This window comes from Pseudoduganella sp. GW821-FHT05F09 (assembly GCF_059419605.1).
Genome location: NZ_JBWKSD010000003.1, coordinates 645,024 through 668,310 on the forward strand (window position 1 = coordinate 645,024; position 23,287 = coordinate 668,310).

At 66.9% G+C, this 23,287-nt stretch carries 21 protein-coding genes and 2 tRNA genes; 5 read left to right on the top strand and 18 right to left on the bottom strand.

Annotated elements, in window-relative coordinates; genetic code table 11:
• Positions 1-80: 80 nt before the first annotated feature.
• Entirely contained in the window at positions 81-551 is a 471-nt protein-coding gene (cynS, locus tag AC07S4_RS12790) for a cyanase (protein WP_494987003.1), read from the top strand.
• Here the strand turns inward: cynS and AC07S4_RS12795 are convergent.
• The 10 genes from AC07S4_RS12795 to AC07S4_RS12840 form a co-directional block, all read right to left on the bottom strand.
• Positions 536-970: a MarR family winged helix-turn-helix transcriptional regulator gene (locus AC07S4_RS12795; RefSeq protein WP_494987004.1), complete on the bottom strand. Its 435-nt coding sequence runs from the start codon at positions 968-970 to the stop codon at positions 536-538. The genes cynS and AC07S4_RS12795 overlap by 16 nt on opposite strands.
• Positions 967-1,398, bottom strand: a complete 432-nt coding sequence (locus tag AC07S4_RS12800) for an Rrf2 family transcriptional regulator (RefSeq protein ID WP_494987005.1) — start codon at positions 1,396-1,398, stop codon at positions 967-969. The genes AC07S4_RS12795 and AC07S4_RS12800 overlap by 4 nt, the downstream gene beginning before the upstream one ends.
• A gap of 93 nt (positions 1,399-1,491) precedes the next feature.
• Positions 1,492-2,973, bottom strand: coding sequence for an efflux transporter outer membrane subunit (locus tag AC07S4_RS12805; RefSeq protein ID WP_494987006.1), 1,482 nt, complete (start codon positions 2,971-2,973; stop codon positions 1,492-1,494).
• Between the two features lies 1 nt (position 2,974).
• Positions 2,975-6,166, bottom strand: coding sequence for an efflux RND transporter permease subunit (locus AC07S4_RS12810; protein ID WP_494987007.1), 3,192 nt, complete (start codon positions 6,164-6,166; stop codon positions 2,975-2,977).
• 2 nt (positions 6,167-6,168) lie between these two features.
• Positions 6,169-7,338, bottom strand: a complete 1,170-nt coding sequence (locus AC07S4_RS12815) for an efflux RND transporter periplasmic adaptor subunit (protein ID WP_494987008.1) — start codon at positions 7,336-7,338, stop codon at positions 6,169-6,171.
• Between the two features lie 144 nt (positions 7,339-7,482).
• Positions 7,483-7,559, bottom strand: a tRNA-Met gene (locus AC07S4_RS12820).
• A 7-nt stretch (positions 7,560-7,566) separates the two neighbouring features.
• A tRNA-Met gene (locus tag AC07S4_RS12825) sits at positions 7,567-7,643 on the bottom strand.
• 89 nt (positions 7,644-7,732) lie between these two features.
• Positions 7,733-8,686, bottom strand: a complete 954-nt coding sequence (gene miaA / locus AC07S4_RS12830; RefSeq protein WP_494987009.1) for a tRNA (adenosine(37)-N6)-dimethylallyltransferase MiaA — start codon at positions 8,684-8,686, stop codon at positions 7,733-7,735.
• Positions 8,687-8,700: 14 nt separating this feature from the next.
• Positions 8,701-10,671, bottom strand: coding sequence for a DNA mismatch repair endonuclease MutL (gene mutL / locus AC07S4_RS12835; protein ID WP_494987010.1), 1,971 nt, complete (start codon positions 10,669-10,671; stop codon positions 8,701-8,703).
• A 63-nt stretch (positions 10,672-10,734) separates the two neighbouring features.
• Positions 10,735-11,661, bottom strand: coding sequence for a peptidylprolyl isomerase (locus AC07S4_RS12840; RefSeq protein WP_494987011.1), 927 nt, complete (start codon positions 11,659-11,661; stop codon positions 10,735-10,737).
• A gap of 142 nt (positions 11,662-11,803) precedes the next feature.
• On the opposite strand from AC07S4_RS12840, the gene AC07S4_RS12845 reads away from it, so the two are divergent.
• Together AC07S4_RS12845 and AC07S4_RS12850 are read left to right on the top strand one after the other, a co-directional pair.
• Positions 11,804-12,448 carry a VTT domain-containing protein gene (locus AC07S4_RS12845; protein WP_494987012.1) on the top strand — a complete coding sequence of 215 codons (645 nt, stop codon included), beginning with the start codon at positions 11,804-11,806 and terminating at the stop codon, positions 12,446-12,448.
• Between the two features lie 86 nt (positions 12,449-12,534).
• Positions 12,535-13,635, top strand: coding sequence for a carbonic anhydrase (locus tag AC07S4_RS12850; protein WP_494987013.1), 1,101 nt, complete (start codon positions 12,535-12,537; stop codon positions 13,633-13,635).
• Here AC07S4_RS12850 and AC07S4_RS12855 read toward each other — a convergent pair.
• From AC07S4_RS12855 to tsaE, 3 genes are read right to left on the bottom strand one after another with little or no spacing between them, the layout of a single operon-like run.
• On the bottom strand, positions 13,619-14,413 hold the full coding sequence (locus AC07S4_RS12855; RefSeq protein WP_494987014.1) for a D-hexose-6-phosphate mutarotase: 795 nt from the start codon (positions 14,411-14,413) through the stop codon (positions 13,619-13,621). The genes AC07S4_RS12850 and AC07S4_RS12855 overlap by 17 nt on opposite strands.
• A gap of 14 nt (positions 14,414-14,427) precedes the next feature.
• Positions 14,428-15,906: an N-acetylmuramoyl-L-alanine amidase gene (locus AC07S4_RS12860; protein WP_494987015.1), complete on the bottom strand. Its 1,479-nt coding sequence runs from the start codon at positions 15,904-15,906 to the stop codon at positions 14,428-14,430.
• Positions 15,870-16,355 (bottom strand): tRNA (adenosine(37)-N6)-threonylcarbamoyltransferase complex ATPase subunit type 1 TsaE, encoded by a 486-nt coding sequence (gene tsaE / locus AC07S4_RS12865; RefSeq protein WP_494987016.1) that lies wholly within the window; start codon positions 16,353-16,355, stop codon positions 15,870-15,872. The genes AC07S4_RS12860 and tsaE overlap by 37 nt, the downstream gene beginning before the upstream one ends.
• A 42-nt stretch (positions 16,356-16,397) precedes the next feature.
• Between tsaE and queG the strand changes: the two genes are divergently transcribed.
• Entirely contained in the window at positions 16,398-17,483 is a 1,086-nt protein-coding gene (queG, locus tag AC07S4_RS12870) for a tRNA epoxyqueuosine(34) reductase QueG (protein ID WP_494987017.1), read from the top strand.
• A gap of 8 nt (positions 17,484-17,491) precedes the next feature.
• On the opposite strand, the gene AC07S4_RS12875 is transcribed toward queG, so the two are convergent.
• The 5 genes from AC07S4_RS12875 to AC07S4_RS12895 form a co-directional block, all read right to left on the bottom strand.
• Positions 17,492-18,007 carry a hypothetical protein gene (locus AC07S4_RS12875; protein WP_494987018.1) on the bottom strand — a complete coding sequence of 172 codons (516 nt, stop codon included), beginning with the start codon at positions 18,005-18,007 and terminating at the stop codon, positions 17,492-17,494.
• A gap of 78 nt (positions 18,008-18,085) precedes the next feature.
• Positions 18,086-18,940 carry a CPBP family intramembrane glutamic endopeptidase gene (locus AC07S4_RS12880; protein ID WP_494987019.1) on the bottom strand — a complete coding sequence of 285 codons (855 nt, stop codon included), beginning with the start codon at positions 18,938-18,940 and terminating at the stop codon, positions 18,086-18,088.
• A gap of 27 nt (positions 18,941-18,967) precedes the next feature.
• Entirely contained in the window at positions 18,968-19,408 is a 441-nt protein-coding gene (locus tag AC07S4_RS12885; RefSeq protein WP_494987020.1) for a MarR family winged helix-turn-helix transcriptional regulator, read from the bottom strand.
• A gap of 99 nt (positions 19,409-19,507) precedes the next feature.
• Positions 19,508-20,095 carry a response regulator transcription factor gene (locus tag AC07S4_RS12890; protein ID WP_494987021.1) on the bottom strand — a complete coding sequence of 196 codons (588 nt, stop codon included), beginning with the start codon at positions 20,093-20,095 and terminating at the stop codon, positions 19,508-19,510.
• A 10-nt stretch (positions 20,096-20,105) separates the two neighbouring features.
• Complete coding sequence (locus AC07S4_RS12895) at positions 20,106-22,106, bottom strand: PAS domain S-box protein (RefSeq protein WP_494987022.1); 2,001 nt, start codon at positions 22,104-22,106, stop codon at positions 20,106-20,108.
• Positions 22,107-22,233: 127 nt separating this feature from the next.
• Here AC07S4_RS12895 and AC07S4_RS12900 point away from each other — a divergent pair, with 127 nt between their 5' ends.
• The gene (locus AC07S4_RS12900) at positions 22,234-23,220 is read left to right on the top strand and encodes a TRAP transporter substrate-binding protein (protein ID WP_494987023.1); all 987 of its coding nucleotides are present in this window, start codon (positions 22,234-22,236) and stop codon (positions 23,218-23,220) included.
• Positions 23,221-23,287: the final 67 nt, after the last annotated feature.

Here is a 23,287-nt window from a genome sequence, read left to right on the forward strand (position 1 = left end):
GGCGCAAACTGGTGCAAAAAAACTGGCATGGTAGTTGCATCGTGGGAGTAACCACCCCTTCAACCTTGAAAGGAATCACCATGCTGCAATCGACCCACACGCAGGACGCGCACATGGCGCTGAGCGCCCAGATCGTCACCGCCAAAGCCATGAAGGACTTAACGTGGGCGCAGCTGGCGGAGGGCACGGGGCTGAGCGTGCCTTATGTGACGGCGGCCCTGCTGGGCCAGCACGCGCTGCCCAAGCAGGCCGCGCTGGCCGTGGCCGAGCGGCTCGGCCTCGATGCGCAGGCGGCCGCGCTGCTGCAAACCATCCCGCTGCGCGGCAGCATACCCGGCGGCGTGCCGACCGATCCCACCATCTACCGTTTTTACGAAATGGTGCAGGTCTACGGCACCACGCTCAAGGCTCTGGTGCACGAGCAGTTCGGCGACGGCATTATCAGCGCCATCAACTTCAAGATGGACATCCAGAAGGTGGACGATCCGGAGGGCGGCTCGCGGGCCATCATTACGCTGGACGGGAAGTTCCTGCCTTACAAACCGTTCTGAGTGAGGGCGCGCAGCTCGGCGCGCAGGGCGGCGGCGCGTTCGGCGCCCACGCCCGCTTCGTACTCGGCCTGCGCCTGCGCCCAGTAGCCGTGGGCTTCCGCGTATTTGGCCTGGCCGGCGGCGGTGAGGGAGAACACCAGCTTGCGGCTGTTTTCCGGGTCCGGCGCCTGCAGCACGTAGCCGTCGCGCGCGAGCGGCTTGATGGCGCGCACCAGGCTGGTCCGGTCCATCACCATGCGCTCGGACAGCTGTTGCATGCCGATGCCGGGCTGGGCGCGGATGTGCGCCAGCAGGCTGTATTGCGACGTGGCCAGGCCGGACGGCGCCAGGTGGCGGTCGTACAGCGAGGTGACGTGGCGCGCAGCCTGCCGCAGCGCGAAGCAGTTGCAGAGGGGGGGGGCGAGGTCGGCGCTGCTCATGCGTGCTCCTTGTGCTGGATGCTTTCGATCAGGCTGGCCAGCGTGCGCGCCGCCAGCCGCGCTTCAAAGCCGGCTTGCGCGTCGTCCAGCACTTCGGCCATGCTGTCCTTGATATGGTCGCTCACCGGGCATACGGGCTGCACGTCATAGTCGTGGATGGCGAAGGCGGCCGGGGCGGCGCTGGCGCGGTAGATGTCCAGCAGCGAGACGTCCTGCGGCGGGCGGGCCAGCGTGCAGGCGCCGTTCTTGCCGCGCGTGGCGGAGACGATGCCCGCCTTGGCCAGCTTGGCGATGGAGCGGCGCACAAAGGTCGGATCGGCGTTGACGCTGCCGGCCAGCACGGCCGACGTGACGTCCTCGCCATAGCGGTAGCCGAGTACGGACGCGATGTGGGCGGCGACGGTAAATTGTACGTTCTTCTGTGACATGGTGGAGCTTCCAGGCGGCTTTCAGCGGCAAGTGTAACGTATGTGGCGGCATGGCGGGTTACGCGGCGTCGCCGCTAACCCGCCAAGCACGCGTCACGCCGGCGCCTGCCCCCAGCCGCCGCCCAGCGCGCGTATCAGCGCCACGGTGGTAAGCGCGCGCTGCCCGCGCAGCTGCACCGCCGTGCGCTCCACCGCCGCCAGGTTGCGCTGCGCGTCCAGCAGCTCCAGGTAGCTCGAGCGTCCCGCGCTGTACAGCTTCTGCGCCAGTTCCGCCGAGCGCCGCGCCGACAGCACGGCCTCCTCGACCTGCCCGGCCTGGCCCGCCAGTATGCGCAGGCCCGCCAGATTGTCCTCCACCTCGGCAAACGCCACCAGTACGCTTTGCCGGTAGGCCGCCACCGACTCGTCCAGCACTGCTTCGCTGCGCGCCACATTGGCCTTGTTGCGGCCGCCGTCCAGCAGCGGCGCCGAGAGCAGCGCGCCCAGCAGCCAGGAACGGCTGCTGATCTTGAATACGTCCGAGAACGCGCCGCCCACGCCGCCGCCCGAGGCGCCGATGTTCAGCGCCGGGAACATGGCTGCGCGCGCCACGCCGATGCGGGCGTTGGACGCTTCCATCGCGCGCTGCGCGGCGGCGATGTCCGGCCGCCGCTCCAGCAGCGCCGACGGCAGCCCGGCCGGGATGGCCGGCATCAGCGCCGTATCCAGCAGCGGGCTGGCGCCTGCCGTGAAATCGGCCGCCGGTTTCCCCAGCAGCACCGCCAGCGCGTGCTCCGTGGTGGCGCGCTGGCGCTGCAGGCCGATGGCTTCGGCCCGCGTGGAGGACAGCTCGGTCTTGGCGCGCGCCAGGTCGAATTCGCCGATGTCGCCCAGGTCGAAACGGCGCTGGTTGACCTTCACGTTTTCCTCGCGCGTCTGCACGGTGCGCGCCAGCGTTTCCAGTTCGGCGTCGGTGGCGCGCAGGCGGAAATAGGTCTGCGCCACGTCGGCCTGCAGGGCCAGCAGCACGGAGCGGTAGCTTGCTTCGGCTGCTGCCGCGTCGCCGTGCGCGGCCGACACGTTGGACGACACGCGCCCGAACAGGTCCACCTCGTAGCTGGCCGTCAGCTTGGCCGTGTAGCTGGTGTGCGGCGACATCGGCGTGCCCGCCGGCAGGCCGGCTTGCGTGGGCGAGGACAGGGCGCGCTGGGCGCCCGCGCTCACGCCCACCTGCGGCACGCGGTCCGCCTCGACGATGCCCGCGATGGCGCGCGCCTGTTTCACGCGGGCCGTGGCGCCGGCCAGGCTGGCGTTGTTGCGCGTGGCCTCGGCGATCAGCGCATTCAGCGCCGTATCGTTAAAGGCCAGCCACCATTCGCCGCGCGGCTGCTGCTCGGCGGCACGGGCCTGGCGCCACTGCGTGCCGTCGGCGGCGGTCTGCACGGCGCCGGTGGCCGCGCCTTGCGGCGCCTCCTTGAATGCCAGCGGGACGGCGATGTCCGGCTGCTTGAACGCCGGCGCGGCGCAGGCGCTCAGCAGCAAAGCTGCGAGCAGGGGCGCCAGCAGTGGCGCGGCGCGCTTGGGAATGCTTTTCATATCAATGTCCTTCCAGGTTGGCCGCCGGCGCTTCCAGCGCATCTCCGGCAGCGGCGCGTTTGCTTTCCAGGCGCTTGGCCAGGGTGCGCAGCAGCACGTAGAACAGCGGCGTGAGGAACAGGCCGAAGAAGGTCACGCCCAGCATGCCGGCGAAGACGGCCACGCCCATCGCGTGGCGCATCTCGGCGCCGGCGCCGTGCGAGAACACCAGCGGCAGCACGCCCATGATGAAGGCGATCGACGTCATCAGGATGGGGCGCAGGCGCAGGCGGCACGCTTCCAGCGCCGCTTGCAGCACGGTGCGGCCGTGGTGCTCCAGCTCGCGGGCGAATTCCACGATCAGGATGGCGTTCTTGGACGCCAGCCCCACCAGCACGAACAGCGCAATCTGCGTGAAGATGTTGTTGTCGCCGCCGGTCAGCTTCACGCCAAGCAGCGCGCTCATGATGGACATCGGCACGATCAGGATCACCGCCAGCGGCAGGGTCCAGCTTTCGTATTGGGCGGCCAGCACCAGGAACACCAGCAGCACGCACAGCGGGAACACATAGACCAGCGTATTCCCGGCCAGGATGTTCTGGTAGGTCAGCTCGGTCCATTCATAGGTCACGCCTTGCGGCAGCACTTCCTGCGCAATGCGTTCCAGCGCCGCCTGCGCCTGGCCGGACGAGTAGCCCGGCGCCGGACCTGCGTTGACGTCCGCCGCCGTGTAGGCGTTGAAGCGCTGCACGCGGTCCGGGCCATAGCTGTCGCTGATGCGCATGAGCGAGGACAGGGGAATCATCTCGCCCTTGTCGCTGCGTACCTTCAGCTGCGCCACGTCTTCCACGTGCGAGCGGAATTGCGCATCCGCCTGCACGCGCACTTGATAGGTGCGGCCGAACTGGTTGAAATCGTTCACGTACAGCGAACCCAGGTTGATCTGCAAGGTCTGGTAGATGGTCGCCAGCGGCACGCCCAGCTGCTTGGCCTTGTCGCGGTCGATGTCCGCATACAGCTGCGGCACGTTGATCTGGTAGCCGGAGAACACGCCCGCCAGTTCCGGCGCTGCGCGCGCCTTTTGCACCAGCTTCTGCGTCGCCTCGTACAGCGCGTCGTAGCCAAGGTTGCCGCGGTCTTCCACCATCATCTTGAAGCCGCCTATGGTGCCCAGGCCGTTCACGGGCGGCGGCGGGAACACCATCACGAAGGCGTCCTGGATGGAACCCACGCGCTTGTTGATTTCCGCAGCGATGCCGGGACCGCTCACTTCCTTGGTGTTGCGGGTTTCCGGCGCCAGTTCGCCTACGAAGACGATGCCGGAATTGGGCGCGTTGGTCAGGTCGTTGACCGACAGGCCGGGGAAGGCCACCGTGTTGCGCGCGCCCGGCACGCCCAGCGCGATGTCGGCGGTGCGGCGGATGACGGACTCGGTGCGGTTCAGCGAGGCTGCGTCCGGCAGCTGCGCGAAGCCCACCAGGTAGCCCTTGTCCTGCGACGGCACGAAGCCGGCCGGCACCAGCTGGAACATCACGGCGGCCAGCGCCACCAGCACCAGGTAAAAGCCCACCGAGGCCGATTTGCGCGCCAGTACGCCCTTCACTCCGCCTTCATAGCGGTGCGATGCGCGGCCGAAGAAGCCGTTGAACCAGTTGAAGAAGCGGCCGAAGACCTTGTCCATCACGCGGGTCAGCGCGTCCTTGGGCGCGTCGTGCGGGCGCAGAAGGGCGGCCGACAGGGCGGGCGCCAGCGTCAGCGAGCTGAATGCCGAAATCACGGTGGAGATGGCGATGGTGAGCGCGAACTGGCGGTAGAACTGGCCGGTGAGGCCGGGCACGAAAGCGATAGGCACGAACACCGCACACAGCACCAGCGCGATGGCGATAATGGGGCCGCTCACTTCCTTCATGGCCTGCACGGTGGCCGCGCGCGGCGTCAGTCCGTTGGCGATATTGCGCTCCACGTTTTCCACCACCACGATGGCGTCGTCCACCACGATGCCGATGGCCAGCACCAGTCCGAACAGGGTCAGCGTGTTGATGGAGAAGCCGAAGCCCAGCATGACGGCGAACGTGCCCACCACCGATACCGGCACCGCCAGCAGCGGGATGATGGACGCGCGCCAGGTTTGCAGGAACACGATCACCACCAGCACCACCAGCGCGATGGCTTCCAGCAGCGTGTGGATCACGGCGGTGATCGAGTCGCGCACGAACATGGTCGGGTCGTAGGCTACCGAGTACTGCACGCCTTGCGGGAACTGCTTGTTCAGCTCCGCCATTTTGGCGCGCACGTCGGCCGACAGCTGCAGGTCGTTGGCGCCCGGCGAGGCGAAAATGGCCAGCGCCACGGCGGGCTTGTTGTCCAGCAGCGCGCGCAGCGCGTAGGAACCGGAACCGAGCTCGATCCGGGCCACGTCGCGCAAGCGCGTCAGCGCGCCGTTCTCATTGGTGCGCACGATGATGTTGCCGAAGTCTTCCTCGGTTTTCAGGCGGCCCTGGGTGTTGAGGGTGAGCTGGAACTCGCTGTCCTTGCTGGGCGAGGCGCCCACGACGCCGGCGGCCACCTGCACGTTCTGCTCGCGGATGGCGTTGGTGACGTCGGTGGCGGTCATGTTGCGGGCGGCGACCTTTTGCGGGTCGAGCCAGATGCGCATGGCGTAGTCGCCCGAGCCGAGGATGTTGACCTGGCCCATGCCGGGTATGCGCGCCAGCTGGTCTTTCACGTTAAGCACCGCGTAGTTGCGCAGATACAGTTCGTCGTAGCTGTTGTCCGGCGATACCAGGTGCACCACCATGGTCAGGTTGGGCGAGGTCTTCACCGTCGTCACGCCGATCTGGCGCACCTCCTCGGGCAGGCGGGGCAGCGCGCGCTGGACGCGGTTCTGCACTTCGGTTTCCGCCTGCTGGATATTGGTGCCGATCTTGAAGGTGACGGTCAGCTTGAGCGCGCCGTCGGACGTGTTTTGCGAGGACATGTAGATCATGTGCTCCACGCCATTGATCTGCTCCTCCAGCGGCGCGGCCACCGTTTCGGCGATCACCTTGGGATTGGCGCCCGGGTACTGGGCCGTCACCACCACCGAAGGCGGCACCACGTTGGGGTATTCGGAGATGGGCAGCTTGAAGATGGCGATCAGGCCCGCCACGAACACGATAATGGACAGCACCGCCGCGAAGATCGGTTTGTCCACGAAGAATCGGGAGAAGTTCATGATCAGTTGCCTTTCGCGGAGGCCAGTTTATCGGCGGCCTGGCCGCCGTCCATCAGCACCAGCTGCGGCGACAGCGGCGCGCCGGGGCGCACGCGCTGCAAGCCGTTGACGACGATTTTTTCACCCGCCTTCAGGCCGGAGCGCACGATGCGCAAGCCGTCCACGGTCTGGCCCAGCGTCACCTGGCGGTACTCGGCCTTGCTGTCCGGCGTGACCACGAAGACGAATTTGCGGTTCTGGTCCGTGCCGATGGCCTGCTCGCTGATCAGCAGGGCCGCGCGGCGCGCCTGGGCGCTGCTGTCCAGCTGCACCTTGGCGAACAGGCCGGGCGCCAGCAGATTGTCCTCGTTGGCGAACACGGCGCGCATGCGCACGGCGCCGGTGCGCGGATCCAGCTGGTTGTCCACGAATTCCAGCTTGCCCTCGTGCGGGAAGCCGCTCTCGCTGGCCAGGCCGATGCGCACCTTGACCGGCTGGCCGCCATGCGCCCGCGCGCCCACGTTCAGATAGGTCGATTCATCGCCGTCGAAGCTGGCGTAGATCTTGTCGTCCGAGACCACGGAGGTCAGCACGGCGGACGCGTCGATCAGGTTGCCCACGGTGATCTCGGCCTTGCCCACGCGGCCGTCGATGGGCGCGATCACCTGCGTGTAGCCCAGATTGAGCTTGGCGTTCTCCGCCTGCGCCAGCGCGGCGCGCGCGTTCGCGTCCAGCTCTTTCAGGCTGGAGGCGCGCTCGTCGTACTCGCGCTGGGCGATGGCTTTATCGGCCAGCAGCTTTTCCGCGCGCGCCAGTTCCAGGCGCGCCAGGTCGGCCTTGGCCTGGGCTGCATGCGCGGCGGCGTCGGCGCGGTTGGCCTCGGCCTGGAAGGGGCGGGTGTCGATCACGAACAGCACCTGGCCTTTTTTCACCTTGCCGCCGGGCTGGAAATTCACCGCCGTGATGTAGCCGGACACGCGCGAGCGGATCTGCACCCGTTCGATGGCTTCCAGGCGGCCCGAGAACTCCTGCGTCTCGGTCACTGGTTTTTCCAGCACCACGGCGGCGGTGATGGGCGCGCCCTGGCCGGCGGCCGCCTCGGCAGGCTTGCTGTTGGCGTCGCCGCAGCCGCTGAGGATGGCGGCGGCCAGGCCGGCGGTGGCCAATAGAGCCACGGTAGGTCGGAGGATCATGGTGGTTTCCTTAATGTTGACGACTGTTTTTCGACAAAGAGTGCATATGCACACTTCAATTGAATGTGATTATAATCGTCGCATTTAAGAAGTCAACAAAAAAGCCCTGCGCCGTTTCCGGGGCAGGGCTTTTTTGATGAATCCTGGTGGTGATAGGTGGACTTGAACCACCGACCCCAGCATTATGAATGCTGTGCTCTAACCAACTGAGCTATATCACCGAAAGGTTGGTGGTGATAGGTGGACTTGAACCACCGACCCCAGCATTATGAATGCTGTGCTCTAACCAACTGAGCTATATCACCGCGCAACGGCCAGCATTATCGCGTTTTGGAGCGGGGGCTGTCAAGGAAAGCGCCTAAATAATTTGCTGCAGAGCTGTTTTTGATAGCGATTACATAATTTTTCGGATGTCGGCCAGCATCGTGCCGGCCGTGTCCGGGGCCAGGCAATCGATGACCACGCGCTCCGGCATCGAGCGCAGCCAGGTCAGCTGGCGCTTGGCGAGCTGGCGCGTGGCGATGATGCCGGTCTCGCGCATGGTCTTGAAGTCGATGGCGCCGTCCAGGTATTCCCAGGCTTGGCGGTAGCCCACGCAGCGCATGGACGGCAGGCCGGGATGCAGGTCGCCGCGGCGGCGCAGTTGCTCCACTTCGGTGATCAGGTCGCCGTCTTCGGTTTCCTTCAGCATCAGGTTGAAACGCTGCGCTATGCGCGCGTGCAGCACGGCGCGGTCGGACGGTTCCAGCGCGAACGACAGCAGCTCGAACGGCAGCTCGGTCTTTTCGCGCAGGGCCAGCAGTTCGGACATGGGCTTGCCGCTGAGCGCGATGATTTCCAGCGCGCGCTGGATACGCTGGGCGTCGTTGGGCGCCAGGCGGGCGGCGGTGGCCGGATCCTGCTGCGCCAGGCGCGCGTGCATGGCGGGCCAGCCGTCGCGCGCGGCCTGCTCTTCCAGTTCGGCGCGCAGGGCCGGGTCGGCGCCGGGCAGGTCGTCCAGGCCGTCGGCCAGGCCTTTGAAGTACAGCATGGTGCCGCCCACCAGCAGCGGCAGCTTGCCGCGCGCGGTGATCTCGTCCACCAGGCGCAGGGTGTCGTTGCGGAACTGGGCCACCGAGTAGGAATCGAGCGGGTCGATGATGTCGATCAGGTGGTGCGGCGCGGCGGCGCGCTCTGCGCGCGTGGGCTTGGCGGTGCCGATGTCCATGCCCCGGTACACCAGCGCCGAGTCGACGGAGATGATTTCGGACGGGATCTGCCGCGCGATGGCCAGCGCGGCGGCGGTCTTGCCGCTGGCGGTGGGACCCATGATGGCCACGGCCAGCGCTTTCTTCGATGCTTGCGTCATGATGCTTTTCTTGATTACTGGCCGCGCAGGAACAGCTTGTCCAGCGCGTTGATTTCCACCTGCACCCAGGTCGGGCGGCCGTGGTTGCACTGGTCGGCGCGTTCGGTGCTTTCCATCTGGCGCAGCAGGGCGTTCATTTCCTGCACCGACAGGATACGGTTGGCGCGCACGGCGGTGTGGCAGGCCAACGTGCCGAGCAGCTCGTTGCGGCGCTCGATGAGCACGCGCGAGCCGCCGAATTCGCGCACGTCGCGCAGCACGTCGCGCGCCAGGGTTTGCGCGTCGGCGTTCTTCAGCAGGGCGGGCACGGTGCGCACCGCCAGCGTGGTGGGCGACAGGGCGGCAATGTCGAAGCCCAGCGAGTGCAGGGTTTCCTGGTGCTCCTGGGCGGTGCCCACTTCCACCGCGTCGGCGTAGAAGGTGACGGGGATGAGCAGCTGCTGCACCTGCATGTCCTGGCCGGACACTTGCGCGTCGAGCGCGTTTTTCAGCTGCTCGTACAGGATGCGCTCGTGCGCGGCGTGCATGTCCACCAGCACCAGGCCTTTGCTGTTCTGCGCCATGATGTAGATGCCGTGCAGCTGCGCCAGCGCGAAGCCGAGCGGGAATTCTTCGTCGGCCATGGTGGCCGGGGAGGCGATGTAGGGGGCGGCCTGGGGCAGGGCGTAGCCGCTGCCGGAGCCGCCGCCGCTGCCGGATGGGCCGCCCGCCGCGCCGTCGCCGCCGTCAACGCCATAGCTGGCGCGCGCGCCGAATGCGCTGCCGCCGCTGAACAGGGCGCCGTAGCGCTCGGTGCTCTGGGCCACGCCGCCGGTGTCTCCAAACTGGCGCTGCGGCTGGCCGAAAGGCGAGGCCGAGAACGTGGGCTGGTAGTCGGGATTCAGGATGGAGCCGAACGAAGTCTGCTCCTGCGGGCGCCACGGCGCAGTGGCGGTCAGGCCGTCGGCTGCGGGCAGCGGCGAGGGCACGCTGCCGTGCGAGGTGGCCGAGGTCTGCGCCAGCGCGCGCTGCACCGCATGGAACACGAACTGGTGCACGGCGCGGCTGTCGCGGAAGCGCACTTCGATTTTCGACGGGTGCACGTTCACATCCACCAGCGCCGGGTCCAGGTCGAGCGCCAGCACGTAGGATGGGAATCGGTCGCCGTGCAGCACGTCCTCGTAGGCCGCGCGCACCGCGTGCATCAGCACCTTGTCGCGCACGAAGCGGCCGTTCACGTAGAAGAACTGGCCGTCGGCGCGCGCCTTGGAGGCGGTGGGCAGGCCGGCGTAGCCGTGGATGCGCAGCGGGCCGGCGTTTTCATCGATGGACAGGCGCGCGCTGGCGAAATTGTCGCCCAGGATCTGCGCGCTGCGCTTGGCCATTTCGCCCACCATCCAGTGGTCCACGGTCTTGCCGTTGTGCGACAGCGAGAACGACACGTCCGGCCGCGCCAGCGCAATGCGGCGCACCACGTCGGCGCAGTGACCGAATTCGGTCTGTTCGGATTTCAGGAATTTGCGCCGCGCCGGGGTGTTGAAGTACAGGTCGCGCACGTCGATGGTGGTGCCGTGCGCGCCGGAGGACGGCGTGACGGTGGCCAGGTGCGAGCCGGTGATTTCCCAGGCGTGGGCCGCGTCGGCCGTGCGCGAGGTCAGCGTCACCGCCGCCACGGACGCGATGGAGGCCAGCGCCTCGCCGCGGAAGCCCAGGGTGTGGACGTTTTCCAGGTCGTCCAGCGAGGCGATCTTGGAGGTGGCGTGGCGCGCCAGCGCGAGCGGCAGCTGCTCGGGGGCGATGCCACGGCCGTTGTCGGTGATGGCGATGCGCTTCACGCCGCCTTCCTCCAGCCGCACGGTGATCTGCGTGGAACCCGCGTCGAGTGCGTTTTCCAGCAATTCCTTGACCACGGCCGAGGGCCGCTCCACCACCTCGCCGGCGGCAATCTGGGAAATCAGCTGGTCGGGCAGGGCCTGGATGGGACGGTGTGGGGCGGGAGCGTTCATGCCGTGATTATAAAACACGGCGGCTCCCGCCTCGGGATTCCCGCGCGGCGGGCATCCAAACGGCTATTTCGCTTCGCGCACGGGGATGGTGACGTTGCACAGCTCGATGTAGCCGGCCGGGACCTTGGTCCACGGGCCGCCCCGGTTGCGCTGGGCTTCGGCCACGGCCTGGAAGCTGGCCGAGTCGGTGCGCATCACTTCGAGCTTGACGCGTTCGGCTTCCGGCACGTCGGCCGCCAGGCGCACCGATTTGATCGGCGTCTGCTGCTCGGGCTTCTCGTAGAAGCCGAGCGCGCCGGTGCCGCGCGGCAGCGACGACAGCAGCGGCATGCCGGCCACCACGCGGCCGACCACCGTGATGTTGCGGTCCAGGTGGCGCGGCGCGTGGCCGGTGACGGCATACAGCGAGCTGCCGTTGGCGCTGTCGCTGTCCACGTCGCGGCCCACGCCCACCATGCCGTAGCAGTGCGCTAGCCAGGCGCGCCCGGTTTTTGGGTCGCGCGCGGACGGGAAACCGTTCGAGTGGCCGACCTGGGCGGCGTAGCCGTCGCGGTCCGGCAGCAGGGTGAAGTGCTTGTCATTGGCCATGGGGACCGTGAATTCGCCGGGCAGCCTGGCTTTCGCGGTCTTGAAGGCGCGCGGGTTCTTTTCGTCCGGGTCGCCCCACTGGGCCACGTAGTTGTCCTGCGAGCGCAGGATGGCCAGGCCGTCGAAATAGCGGTCGCGCGCCAGCGCGCGCAGGTTGGCGGCGTGGGCGGGCGCGAAGGCTGGCGCCAGTTCGATCACCACGCGGCCGCCGGGCAGGTCCATGTACAGCGTGTGCTCCGGGTCCAGCGGGCGCCATTCGGCCGGCTTGGAGGCCTTGACCACGTCGGCCACGGTGGGCTTGGGCGGGTTGGCGGCCGGGGCGGCCGGGGCCGCGTGGGCGGTTTGCCAGAGCAGGGCGGCCAGCGCCGGGATCGCCAGCGCTTGCTTCGTCGTGTAATCCATCCGTTTGTCTCCAGGTTATGAATGCGGGAATTGTAATACCGGCAAGCGACCCCATACTGCAGCTTGGTGAAATTTAACCGTCACTACGTTCTTGCACTGCTCTGTGTGGTGTATGATTCCGGCGCTACCTTTTGGGATTTTTATGGATTTCGTGCAATTACTAGACATGCTGCTGCATGTCGACAAGGCTCTGGATGGGTTGATCGCGCAGTATGGCCTGTGGGTCTACGCGGTGCTGTTCTTCATCATTTTCAGCGAGACAGGCCTGGTAGTGCTGTTTTTCTTCCCTGGCGACACCTTGCTCTTCATCGCCGGCGCGCTGTGCGCCACCGGCCAGATGAACCTGCCGGTGCTGATCGCGCTGCTGATCACGGCGGCCGTCAGCGGCAACACGGTCAATTACTGGATAGGCGAGGCCATCGGGCAACGGGTGTTTACCCATGACTACCGCTGGCTGAACAAGGACGCGCTGCACCGCACGCACAACTTCTTCGAGAAGCACGGCGGCAAAACCATCATCCTGGCGCGCTTTATTCCCGTGGTGCGCACCTTCGCGCCCTTCGTGGCGGGCGTGTCGGACATGACGTTCAGCCGCTTCCAGCTCTACAACGTCACCGGCGCCGTGGCGTGGGTGGTGTCGCTGACCGTGGGTGGTTATCTGTTCGGCAATATTCCTGTCGTGCGCGACCATCTGACCACCATCGTCATGGTCGGCGTGGGCGCCGCGATCGTGCCGCTGATGCTGGGCGGAGCCTGGAAGCTGGGACGCCGCGTGCTGGGACGCTGACCCGGGACGCTGATTCGTCCTGCACAGCTCAAGTTTTCCCGCTGTGCAACCGTTAATCCAGGTATGCACTTTATACCTGGACTCCCATGCGCAACCTGATCGCCCTGACTGCCTGCTGGCTCGCCATTGCGGCGGCGGGCGCCGCCGATCCCGCGCCGTATGCGCCGCCGCTGACCAAGCTGGCGCAGGCCAACATCAACAATATCCGTCCGTCGAACCCGCAGCCTATCGGCGGCAGCGGGGGCGGGGCGGCCAGCAGCACTGCCGGCACCGCCGGCGCTGCCCCCGCAACCGGCGCTACCAAATTCGGCGCCAAGCCGGCCGCGAAAGCGCCGGCCGCGCCCAAGCTGAGCGAGCGCGAACGCGAGGAACAGGCGGAAGCCGAACTGTCGGCCAAGATCGCCGAGCGCCTGGCGCAGATGCGCGCCAACCAGGCCGCGCGCGCCGCCGCCGCAGCCCAGGCCAAAAAGGCCGCCGCCATCAAGGCCGCCGCGCCGCCGCCGCGCGCCAACGGCACCCACTGGGGCTACGAGGGCGAATTCGGCCCGGCCAACTGGAGCAAGATCAATTCGGACTGGGCCAAGTGCAGCACCGGCAACCGCCAGTCGCCCATCGATATCCGCGACGGCATGAAGGTGGAGCTGGAGCAGATCACTTTCGACTACCGCCCGTCCTCGTTCAACGTGCAGGACAACGGCCACACCGTGCAGGTGACCATGGGCGGGGGGAACTTCCTGTCGGTGGGCAACCGCATGTATGAGCTGGTGCAGTTCCACTTCCACCGTCCCTCGGAAGAACGCATCAACGGCAAGGGCTTTGAAATGGTGGTGCACCTGGTGCACAAGGACGGCGAGGGCCGCCTGGCGGTGCTGGCGCTGCTGCTCGAGCGCGGCAAGCCGCAGCCGGCCATCCAGACCGTGTGGAACAACCTGCCGCTGGAGAAGGGCGACGTGACCGCGCCGTCCATCGTACTCGACCCGAACGACCTGCTGCCGCAGCGGCGCGACTACTACACCTATATGGGTTCGCTGACCACGCCGCCGTGCACCGAGAACGTGCTGTGGCTGGTGATGAAGGAGCCGGTGCAGGCCTCGCCGGCGCAGATGGCGCTGTTCAGCCGCTTGTACCCGCTCAATTCGCGCCCGATCCAGCCCGCTTCGGGCCGCATCATCAAAGAGTCGCAGTAATGCTGTGATGGCCGGTCCATTCGGCGCCGGCCTTCAACTCTTGCTTGTCCACGCGCGCCGGTTCGATGCACAGGAATTCGCGCCATTCGTGGTCCGCCATATCGGTCAGCTTGGCCGCGTTCTCGGCGCCTGGATTCCACACCACCCATTCCGTAAAGCCCTGCTGGCGCAGCTGCAGCTGGCTGTCCGCCGTGCGCAGCGCCAGTTCCGGTCCGGCGGCGTAGATGTTGTCCAGCGGCGGGCCGAACGCGATGTCGCCCTGTTCCAGGCCTTGCAGCGTGGTTTTCAGGAAGTCGCCGGCCGCGTAGTAGGTGTGCAGTGCACTGGCGAAATCGAAGCTGTGCGCGCCCGTATTGCGCACATTGAAGCGCATGTGCAGCGCATTGCCTTGCAGCGCGAAGCGCAGGCGCAGCGCGAAGTCGTGCGGCCAGCCTGCGGCCAGCGGCGCGGGCACGTCGGCCTGCGTCAGTTCGAATTCAACGTACACGCCGTCCTGCGCCGAGCCGGACTCGCCCAGGCGCCAGTGCGACAGGCGCGCCACGCCGTGGCGCTGGCCGTCGCCGCGCGTGGAGAACTGCGGAAAGATCACCGGCACGCCGCCGCGTATGGCCGCGCTGCCGTCCATCGGCGAGCACGCGCTCAGGAACAGGCGCTCCTTGCCGTCCGGGGTCTTCCAAGACAGCAGGTGCGCGCCGTACAGCGCAATGGTGGCCTGGGCGCCGTCGGGCGCGGTGATGCGGATGGCCGGCAGCTCGCCGTGCCTGGTGTGGCTGATCATGTGGTCTTCCTGGCTTAAGTCATGCGGCTCTTGGCGAGCGGCGGATTTTTGGCGAAGTACTGGCGGATGCCTTTCACGACGGCGTCGGCCAGCTTGTCCTGGTAGTCGTTGTCCTTCAGGCGGGCTTCTTCTTCCGGGTTGGAGATGAAGGCCGTTTCAATCAGGATGGACGGAATGTCGGGCGCTTTCAGCACCGCAAAGCCGGCCTGTTCGACCGAGCCTTTGTGCAGGCGGTTGATGCCGCCGATCTCGCCCAGCACGGCCTTGCCCAGTTTCAGGCTGTCGTTGATCTGGGCCGTGGTGGACAGGTCGAACAGCACGCTGGCGAGCTGCTTGTCCTGGGTCTGCACGTTGGCGCCGCCGATGTTGTCGGCGTCGTTTTCCTTGTTGGCCAGCCAGCGCGCGGCGCTGGAGCTGGCGCCTTTTTCGGACAGCACGAACACCGACGAGCCGCGCGCGGACGGCTGCACGAAGGCGTCCGCGTGGATGGAGACGAACAGGTCGGCCTGCACCTTGCGCGCCTTGTCCACGCGGGTGCCGAGCGGCACGAAGTAGTCGCCGTCGCGGGTCAGCATGACGCGGATATTGGGGTGCTGTTCCAGCTTGCCCTTGAGCCGCTTGGCGATGGACAGCACAATGTCCTTCTCGCGCGAGCCGCTGGAGCCGATGGCGCCGGGGTCTTCGCCGCCGTGGCCTGGGTCGAGCGCGATGGTGATCATGCGCGCCACTTTCTGGCCCGGCAGGGGCTTGGCTTGCGGCAGCGGGTCTTTGTTCTCCGGCCGCGCTTCGGGCGGCGTGTGGGCCAGGTCCGGTTTCGGCGCGGCCGCATCTGCCTTTGCTTCGGCCTTGATCTCGGCGCGCGCTTCGGCTTTGGCTTGCGCTGCCTGCGTGGCCTGGCTGGCCTGCACGCCGCTGCCCGGGGCGCCGACCGGCGCTGGCGCCGGCGCCGTTCCAGCGACGACGGCCTCGCCGTGCGGCAGCTCGGGCGCGCCGCTCCAGTCGCCTTTTTCTATCATGGCCGCGATCGGGTCGACCGCCTTCACCGGGTACAGGTCGAAGATCAGGCGGTGCTTGTACTGGCCGGCCGGCGCGAGCGCGAACACCTGCGGCGTGATTTCTTCCTTCAGGTCGAACACCAGCCGCACCACGTTGGGCCGGTTCTGGCCCACGCGCACCTGGCGGATGTAGGGATCGTTGGACTGGATCTTGGCGACCAGGGTTTTCAGCGTGGGATTGAGCTCCAGGCCTTCGATGTCGACCACCAGGCGCTCCGGGTCCTTCACGATGAAGTGGGTGGCCTTCAGGTTGGAATCGTTCTCCAGCGTCACGCGGGTGTAGTCGGCGGCGGGCCAGACGCGCACCGCCAGGATCTGCGCGGCGCGCGCCGACAGCGGCGCCATCACGGACAGCAGCAGCGCGCTGCCGGCCCTCAGTACCGTGCGCCTGTGGCGGGACTTTACATGTTCGGTGCGAATTTGAGGCGTTGCAGGCATGACAGACCTAAAGCGGAGGACGCTTGCAATTCTACATCACGTCCTTCGCCAGCCACAGCCAAGAATACATGCAGGTCCGGAGGCGGCAGCACGGGGTCGGCCTTCTCCGGCCATTCGACGATGCAGATGTTGTCGCCATTAAAGTCCTCGCGGAAGCCGGCGTCGAGGAATTCCTCGGGGCTGCCCATGCGGTACAGGTCGAAGTGGATCACGTTGACGGCGCGTCCTTCCAGCTGCACGCTGTACGGCTCGGACAGCGTGTAGGTGGGGCTTTTCACATTGCCCGCGTGGCCGGCGGCGTGCAGCAGCGCGCGCGTGAGGGCGGTTTTGCCCGCGCCCAGGTCGCCGTGCAGATAGATCGCCATGCCCGGCAGGATGGCGCGCGCCAGGGCCGCGCCCAGGGCGGCGGTGCCGGCTTCGTCGTGGAGATGGGATTTAAAGTGCTGCATCGAATAAAATGTGAGGTTGTAAACCGTTGCATTGTAAAGCCGATGTCCCTTGCCGATCTCAATTTAGACGAACTTGCCCAATCCATCAAGGAATGGGGCACGGAGCTGGGCTTTGCGGAAGTGCGCGTGGCCGACATCGACCTGTCGGCGCAGGAGGCCGGGCTGCAGGCCTGGCTGGACGCCGGCATGCACGGCGAAATGGACTATATGGCGGCGCACGGCATGAAGCGCGCCCGCCCGGACGAGCTGGTGCCGGGCACGGTGCGCGTGATCACGGCGCGCATGAACTACCTGCCCGCAGCGCTGGAGGAGGACTGGCGCGAGCGCGAGGCGGCGCGCATCGCCGCCCCGTCGGCGGCGGTGATCTCGGTCTATGCGCGCGGACGCGACTACCACAAGGTGCTGCGCGCGCGGCTGCAGCAACTGGCCGACCGCATCCAGCGCGCCATCGGCGCATTCGGCTACCGGGTGTTTACCGACTCGGCGCCGGTGATGGAGCTGCCGCTGGCCGAGAAGTCCGGCCTGGGCTGGCGCGGCAAGCACACCTTGCTGATCAACCGCAGGGCCGGCTCCATGTTCTTCATGGGCGAGATCCTGGTCGACCTGCCGCTGCCGGTGGACCCGCCGACCGGCGCGCACTGCGGGCAGTGCAGCGCTTGCATCACGGCCTGCCCCACGCAAGCCATCCTGGGCCCGGGCCGGCTGGACGCGCGGCGCTGCATCTCCTACCTGACCATAGAGCTGAAGAACGCCATCCCCGAAGAGATGCGCCCGCTGATCGGCAACCGCGTGTACGGCTGCGACGACTGCCAGACCGTCTGCCCGTGGAATAAATTCGCCCAGCGCGCCACGCTGCCGGACTTCGACGAACGGCACGGCCTGGGCAGCGCGGGCATGGTGGAGCTGTTCGGCTGGAGCGAGGACGAGTTCAACCGCAAGATGGAAGGCAGTCCGATACGGCGCATCGGCCACGAGCGCTGGCTGCGCAACATCGCGGTCGGCCTGGGCAACGCCGCCGCCGGCGCGCGCGGCGACGCGGCCATCATCGCCGCGCTGGAGTCGCGCCGCAGCCACGAGTCAGCGCTGGTGCGCGAACACGTCGAATGGGCGCTGGCGCAGCATGCCTGACTGAGGAATTATGGGTGTCTGAGGCGTAGGCAAACCCAGTCGCTATCGATGACCAGAAAGGCATCGTTAAACAGCCCGAGCTCTTCTGCGTCCTTGAGCATCACCGTGCCTGTCAGGTGCCGTGGGTGGCACAACCATAGAGTTGCTCCTGGATCCAAGGATAGGCGGTCAGCCGCGTTCGATAGAAGCCGATTGAAATCCTGCTGATCGCAAACAAAAAGCAGAACTAGATCTGCTGATGATACGGAGCTGGCGATTTTTTCTGTCGGAATTAAGGAGCGCAAGGTGGCATTTGCATCGCCACCATTAATGACAGCGATCTTACCCGCCGCCGGTATGCCCAACTGCTCAGCGATTGTTGTTGAGCTGGTCTCGAAAGGGTTTTGTCCCGGCATGGTGACTCTTGGATTGGCCCAGGCGCCGTCACGTGTGTCGGCATCATCGGCCCAGTCTGGCGCTTCTGCAAGAGCCTTTTCAAAAGCCTCTCTGCTAGCCCAAGGTTTGAAGATATTTTCGATTTTCATGCTTGGTACTCCTTCGGCAGGAAATCAGCCGCGCTACTTCATTCTCCCTTTGCATACTATGCCTGCACTTGACCTGTATCAAGCGGCCTTGGCAGGCGAGCGGGCCGGGCGCAGCAGGATGGCGGCGGCGATGACGGCCAGCAGGGTGACGGCGGAGGCTTCGATGCCGTAGTTGCCGCCGCTGAGCCATTCGGGGCCGCTCAGGCGGCCGATGATCCAGCCTTTGGCGGCGCCGCCGGAGACGGGCAGCGAGAACACGGTGCCGGTGATGAAGTTCCAGGCGAAGTGCAGGCCCGCCGCCAGCCAGATGCGGCCGGTTTTCAGGTAGGCCGCGCCGAACATGGCGCCGGCGGCCACGGTGATCACCAGGCCGAGCGCGCTCACGCCGTCGTTGGGGAAGTGCGCCAGCGCGAACAGCAGCGACGACAGCGCCAGCGCCCAGCGCGTGCTTAGCGCCGCTTGCAGGATGCGCAGCAGCACCGCGCGGAACAGCAGTTCTTCGAACAGCGCCACCAGCACCAGCTCGGCAACCGGCTTGAAGATGACGGTCCAGCTGTTGCTGCCCACCACCTGGAATGCGCCGGCCGCCGCCAGCGCGCCGATCACGCCCAGCGACAGCGCCGCGCCCCAGGCCAGGCCCGCGCCGGTTTCGCGCGCCGCGCCGGCCGTGCCCAGTTCGTCCGGCGCGCGCCCTTCGATTTTCGCCGCGTAGAGGCGGTAGCCCAGCACGCACAGCGCGGCGGCCAGCAGCTGCGGCCAGGCCACGCGCATGGATTTTTCCAGCGCCACGTTGGCGAACACCAGCACCGCCGCCACCGGCAGCACCATGGCCAGCGTGGCCAGCAGGATGCGGGCCACCGGCTGGCGCGCGGCGCGCGCGGCCAGGCTGGCGGGGACGGGGGAAACCGGAACAGCGTGCTGCGTCGTGCTCATGATGTTCTCCAGGTAGTGCTGCGGGTTTTATTTCTGCTTGCTGCGCGCGGCGCGGATGCGCTCGCCGAAAGATTGCTGCTGCAGGGCGGCGATGGCGTTGGCCAGCGCGTCCGACAGCGGATAGGGCAGGTCGCCGTCGAGGCTGCGGGCCGCCGCCGCCGTGGCTTGCCAGCACTGCTGCAATTGCGGCAGCAGCGCCTGGCCTTGGGCGCTCAGGCTGATCATTTTCTGCCGCCCGTCCAGCGCGCCCGGCGCGGAAACGATCAGCCCGGCCTTGAGCATGAGCGCGATGGTCTGCGTGGCGGCCGGCTGCGTGATGCCGGCGGACTCGGCGATCTGGCCTATGGTGCGCGCCTCGCCCTGCATCAGCGCGCGCATCACCGGCGTGTAGCGCGGCCGGTAATCCAGCCCCGCTTCCTCATAGGCGGCGCCCACCGCTCCGTCCAGCAGATCGATCAAATGGCGCAATTGGGTTCCGAGTCCAGGTTTCATGGGGCAATAATATCAGCAGTTATATAAGCGGTAAAGTAATTTTGCGCGCGCGCTGCGGGGCTGCAGCGCTACGGCTTATTTCAGCAGGCCGGCCAGTTCCACGGCGGTCTTGACCTGCATCTTGTCGAAGATGTGGGCGCGGTGCACTTCCACCGTGCGCATGCTGATGCCGAGCTGGTCGGCCACGACCTTGTTCATCTTGCCGGCCAGGATCAGGTCCAGCACTTCGCGCTCGCGGGTGGACAAGGTGGCCAGCCGGGCGTGCACCGCCGCCGCCGCGCTGGCGGCGCGCGAGTTGGCCAGGCCTTCCTGCACCCGGTCCATCAGCTGGTTGTCGTTGAAGGGTTTTTCGAAGAAGTCGAAGGCGCCGCGCTTGAGGGTGTCGACCGCCATCGGCACATCGCCGTGGCCGGTCAGGAAGATCACCGGCAGGCGTTGCGTCAGCCCGCGCGCGGCCAGCTGGTCGAACACGGCCACGCCGCTGACGTCGGGCATGCGCACGTCGAGCAGCACGCAGTCGCCCATGGCGTCGAATTCGGCGCGCCCGGCCCAGTCCAGGAAGTCGGCCGCGCTGGCGTAGGCGGTGGCGGGGATGGCGCGCGATGAGGCCAGCCAGGAGAGCGAGTCGCGCACTACGGCTTCGTCGTCCACGATGTGCAGCATAGGGGTCCTTTCAGGGCGCGCCGGCGGCCGGCAGCGTGAATGTGAAAATGGTGCCGCCGGCCGGATTGGCCTTGTGCACCAGCGTGCCGCCATGGAATTCTATCGCGGTGCGGCAGATACTCAAACCCATGCCCATGCCTTCGGCCTTGGTGGAGAAGAAGGGCGCGAACAGGCGTTCGGCCACGTCGTCCGGAATGCCGTGGCCCTGGTCTATCACGTCCACCGCCACCTGCGCGGCGGCCGCGTCGTGCCGCGCGCGCACCCGCAGCAGGCGCCGCTCGGGCGGCACCTGGGCCATGGATTCGATGCCGTTGCGGGTCAGGTTGAGCAGCACCTGCTCTATCATCACGCGGTCGGCCAGCACCGGCGGCAGCGCGGCCGGGATGTCGGTCTGCAGCGCCACATAGCTTTGCCGCGCCTGCAGTTCGATCAGCGCTTCGATGCCGTCGAGCAGGGACTGCACCGCCACTTCGCGCCGCTCCGGCTCGCGCTTTTTCACGAATTCATGCACGCTGCGGATAATCTGCCCGGCGCGCTGGGCCTGCGCGCCGGCTTGCTGCAGGGCCGGCTTGAGCATGCCGCAGTCGAGCGGCTGGCCGGAGTCTTCGGCGCGCGCCATCACGTTCAGCGCGCCGGTGGTGTAGCTGGAGATGGCCGCCAGCGGCTGGTTTAGCTCGTGAGCCAGCATGGAGGCCAGTTCGCCCATGGTGGCCAGGCGGGCGCTGGTCTGCAGCTTCTGTTCCTGCTGGCGGTTCAGTTCCTCGATGCGCTTGCGGTCCGAGATGTCGAGGATGGAGCCCATCCAGCCGGTCTGCTTGCCGTTGTTGTCCACCAGCGGCGCCTCGAAGATCAGCACCGGCACCCGCTCGCCGCTGGCGCGCTGGAAGATGGTTTCGAATTGCGGCGTGACGTTGCCGGCCAATACGCCGGCGAAGCGGTGCTGGTATTCCGTCATCGCCTCCGGCGCCCAGTAGGGCATGGGCGGCAGCTTGCCCACCAGCTCTTCCGGCGGATAGCCGACGATCTGGCAGAAGGCCGGGTTGACGTAGGTGACGCGGCCCTCCAGGTCGCGCGCGCGCAGCCCGGTCACCAGCGAATTTTCCATGGCGGTGCGAAAGCTCATCTGCTGGCGCAGCGCGCCTTCGGCGGCCAGGCGGCGCGAGATATGGCCCCACAGCGCGAGCAGACTCCACAGCAGGGCCAGCGACAGCGCGATCACCGAGCCCACCAGCAGGTTGGGCAGCAGGCGCGGCTCGCTTTTCACGCTGTCGGTGACCAGGGTGATGGAGGTGCCGGGCAGGTCGAGCGCGCGCTTGTGGGTGTAGACGCCGTGGCCGGCGCCGGCGGCCGAGCGGCGCGCCAGCACCTTGTCGTCGCGGTCGAGCAGGGTGATCTGGTTGTCCTGCGCAAACCACCACGGCACCAGCTCGTCGAGCACGGTGGCCAGCGCGTAGTGCGCCACCAGGCTGCCCAGGTACTGGTCGCCGTTGTAGATGGGGTAGTGGTAGTCCAGGCCGGGCTTGCTGCCGCCGGGCAGCAGCTCGGGCTGGCTGTAGACCGGCCTGCGCGCGCGCCGCGCATGGTCGGCGGCGGCCAGCGAGGCCGGACCCAGTCCGGACCCGGCCGCAGGGGACGCGCCGGCCGCCTCGCTGGTGGCGGCCACCGCGCCGTCCGGCGTGAGCCACAGCACGCGGCGGATTTCGTGTCCCGTTTGCAACAGTTGCACCAGCCGCGCATGCAGCTGGGCAGGGCTCAGGTGGCCGGCGGCGATCTCGCCGCTGAGCGTGCGCATGGCTTCTTCGTGGCGCCCGAGCTGGAAGCGGATGGTCTGTTCCACCCACAGCGTGTCGGCGATCAGTTGCTCCTGGCGCTCGCTGCTTTCCATCTGGCGCGCCTGCCAGGGCAGCCAGATCAGCACGGCGAGGAAGAACAGCACCAGCACCACCGGCAGCAGCCAGCGTACCGGGTTGGCGAAGTGCAGGCGCGGCGGACGGTCGGTGGCGTTGGGCATGGGCCGGAGCATTCAACTTTAGTGTGTCAGCGGCTATTGTGGTTTTCCACAGTTGCCGTGTATCTTAGGACTGTTCCAAACTGCTAACGTAAGCATAATAATGTAAATCCACCACGGGAGACCCCACATGAAATTGAAAGCCACCCTGGCTGCCTTGTGCGCCATCGCCAGCTTCAGCGCCTTTGCTCAAGCCCCCATCGTCATCAAGTTCAGCCACGTGGTGGCGACCGACACGCCGAAGGGCCAGGCCGCCGAGCGCTTCAAGCAGCTGGCCGAGAAGGCCACCAACGGCCGCGTGAAGGTGGAGCTGTACCCGAACAGCCAGCTGTACAAGGACAAGGAAGAACTGGAAGCGCTGCAGCTGGGCGCGGTGCAGATGCTGGCGCCGTCGCTGGCCAAGTTCGGCCCGCTGGGCGTGAAGGAATTCGAAGCCTTCGACCTGCCCTACATCTTCCCCACCAAGACCGCGCTGTACAACGTGACTGAAGGTCCGATCGGCAAGGGCCTGCTGAAGAAGCTGGAAAGCAAGGGCATCACCGGCCTGGCCTACTGGGACAACGGCTTCAAGGTGATGTCGGCCAACAAGCCGCTGCGCACCCCGGCCGACTTCAAGGGCCTGAAGATGCGCATCCAGTCGTCCAAGGTGCTGGACGCGCAGATGCGCACCCTGGGCGCCAACCCGCAAGTGCTGGCCTTCTCCGAGGTGTACCAGGCGCTGCAGACCGGCGTGGTGGACGGCACCGAGAATCCGCCGTCGAATATGTACACCCAGAAGATGCACGAGGTGCAGAAGCATGTGACCGTGTCCAACCACGGCTACCTGGGCTATGCCGTCATCGTCAACAAGAAGTTCTGGGACGGCCTGCCGGCCGACGTGCGCACCGCGCTGGAAACGGCGATGCGCGACGCCACCACGTTTGAAAAAGCCATCGCCCAGCGTGACAACGACCTGGCCATGGACGCCATCAAGAAGGCCGGCAAGACCGAGATCTACAACCTGAGCGCCAAGGAACAAGCCGAATGGCGCAAGGCGCTGCTGCCGGTCCAGAAGGACATGGAAGGCCGCATCGGCAAGGATCTGATCCAGGCCATCAACAAAGAAGCCGCCAAGTAAGCCGGCTGTAGCGGGGCGGCGTCCTGCCGTCCCGCATTTTCTATTCCTCTTTCTCTGGAAAGATCTC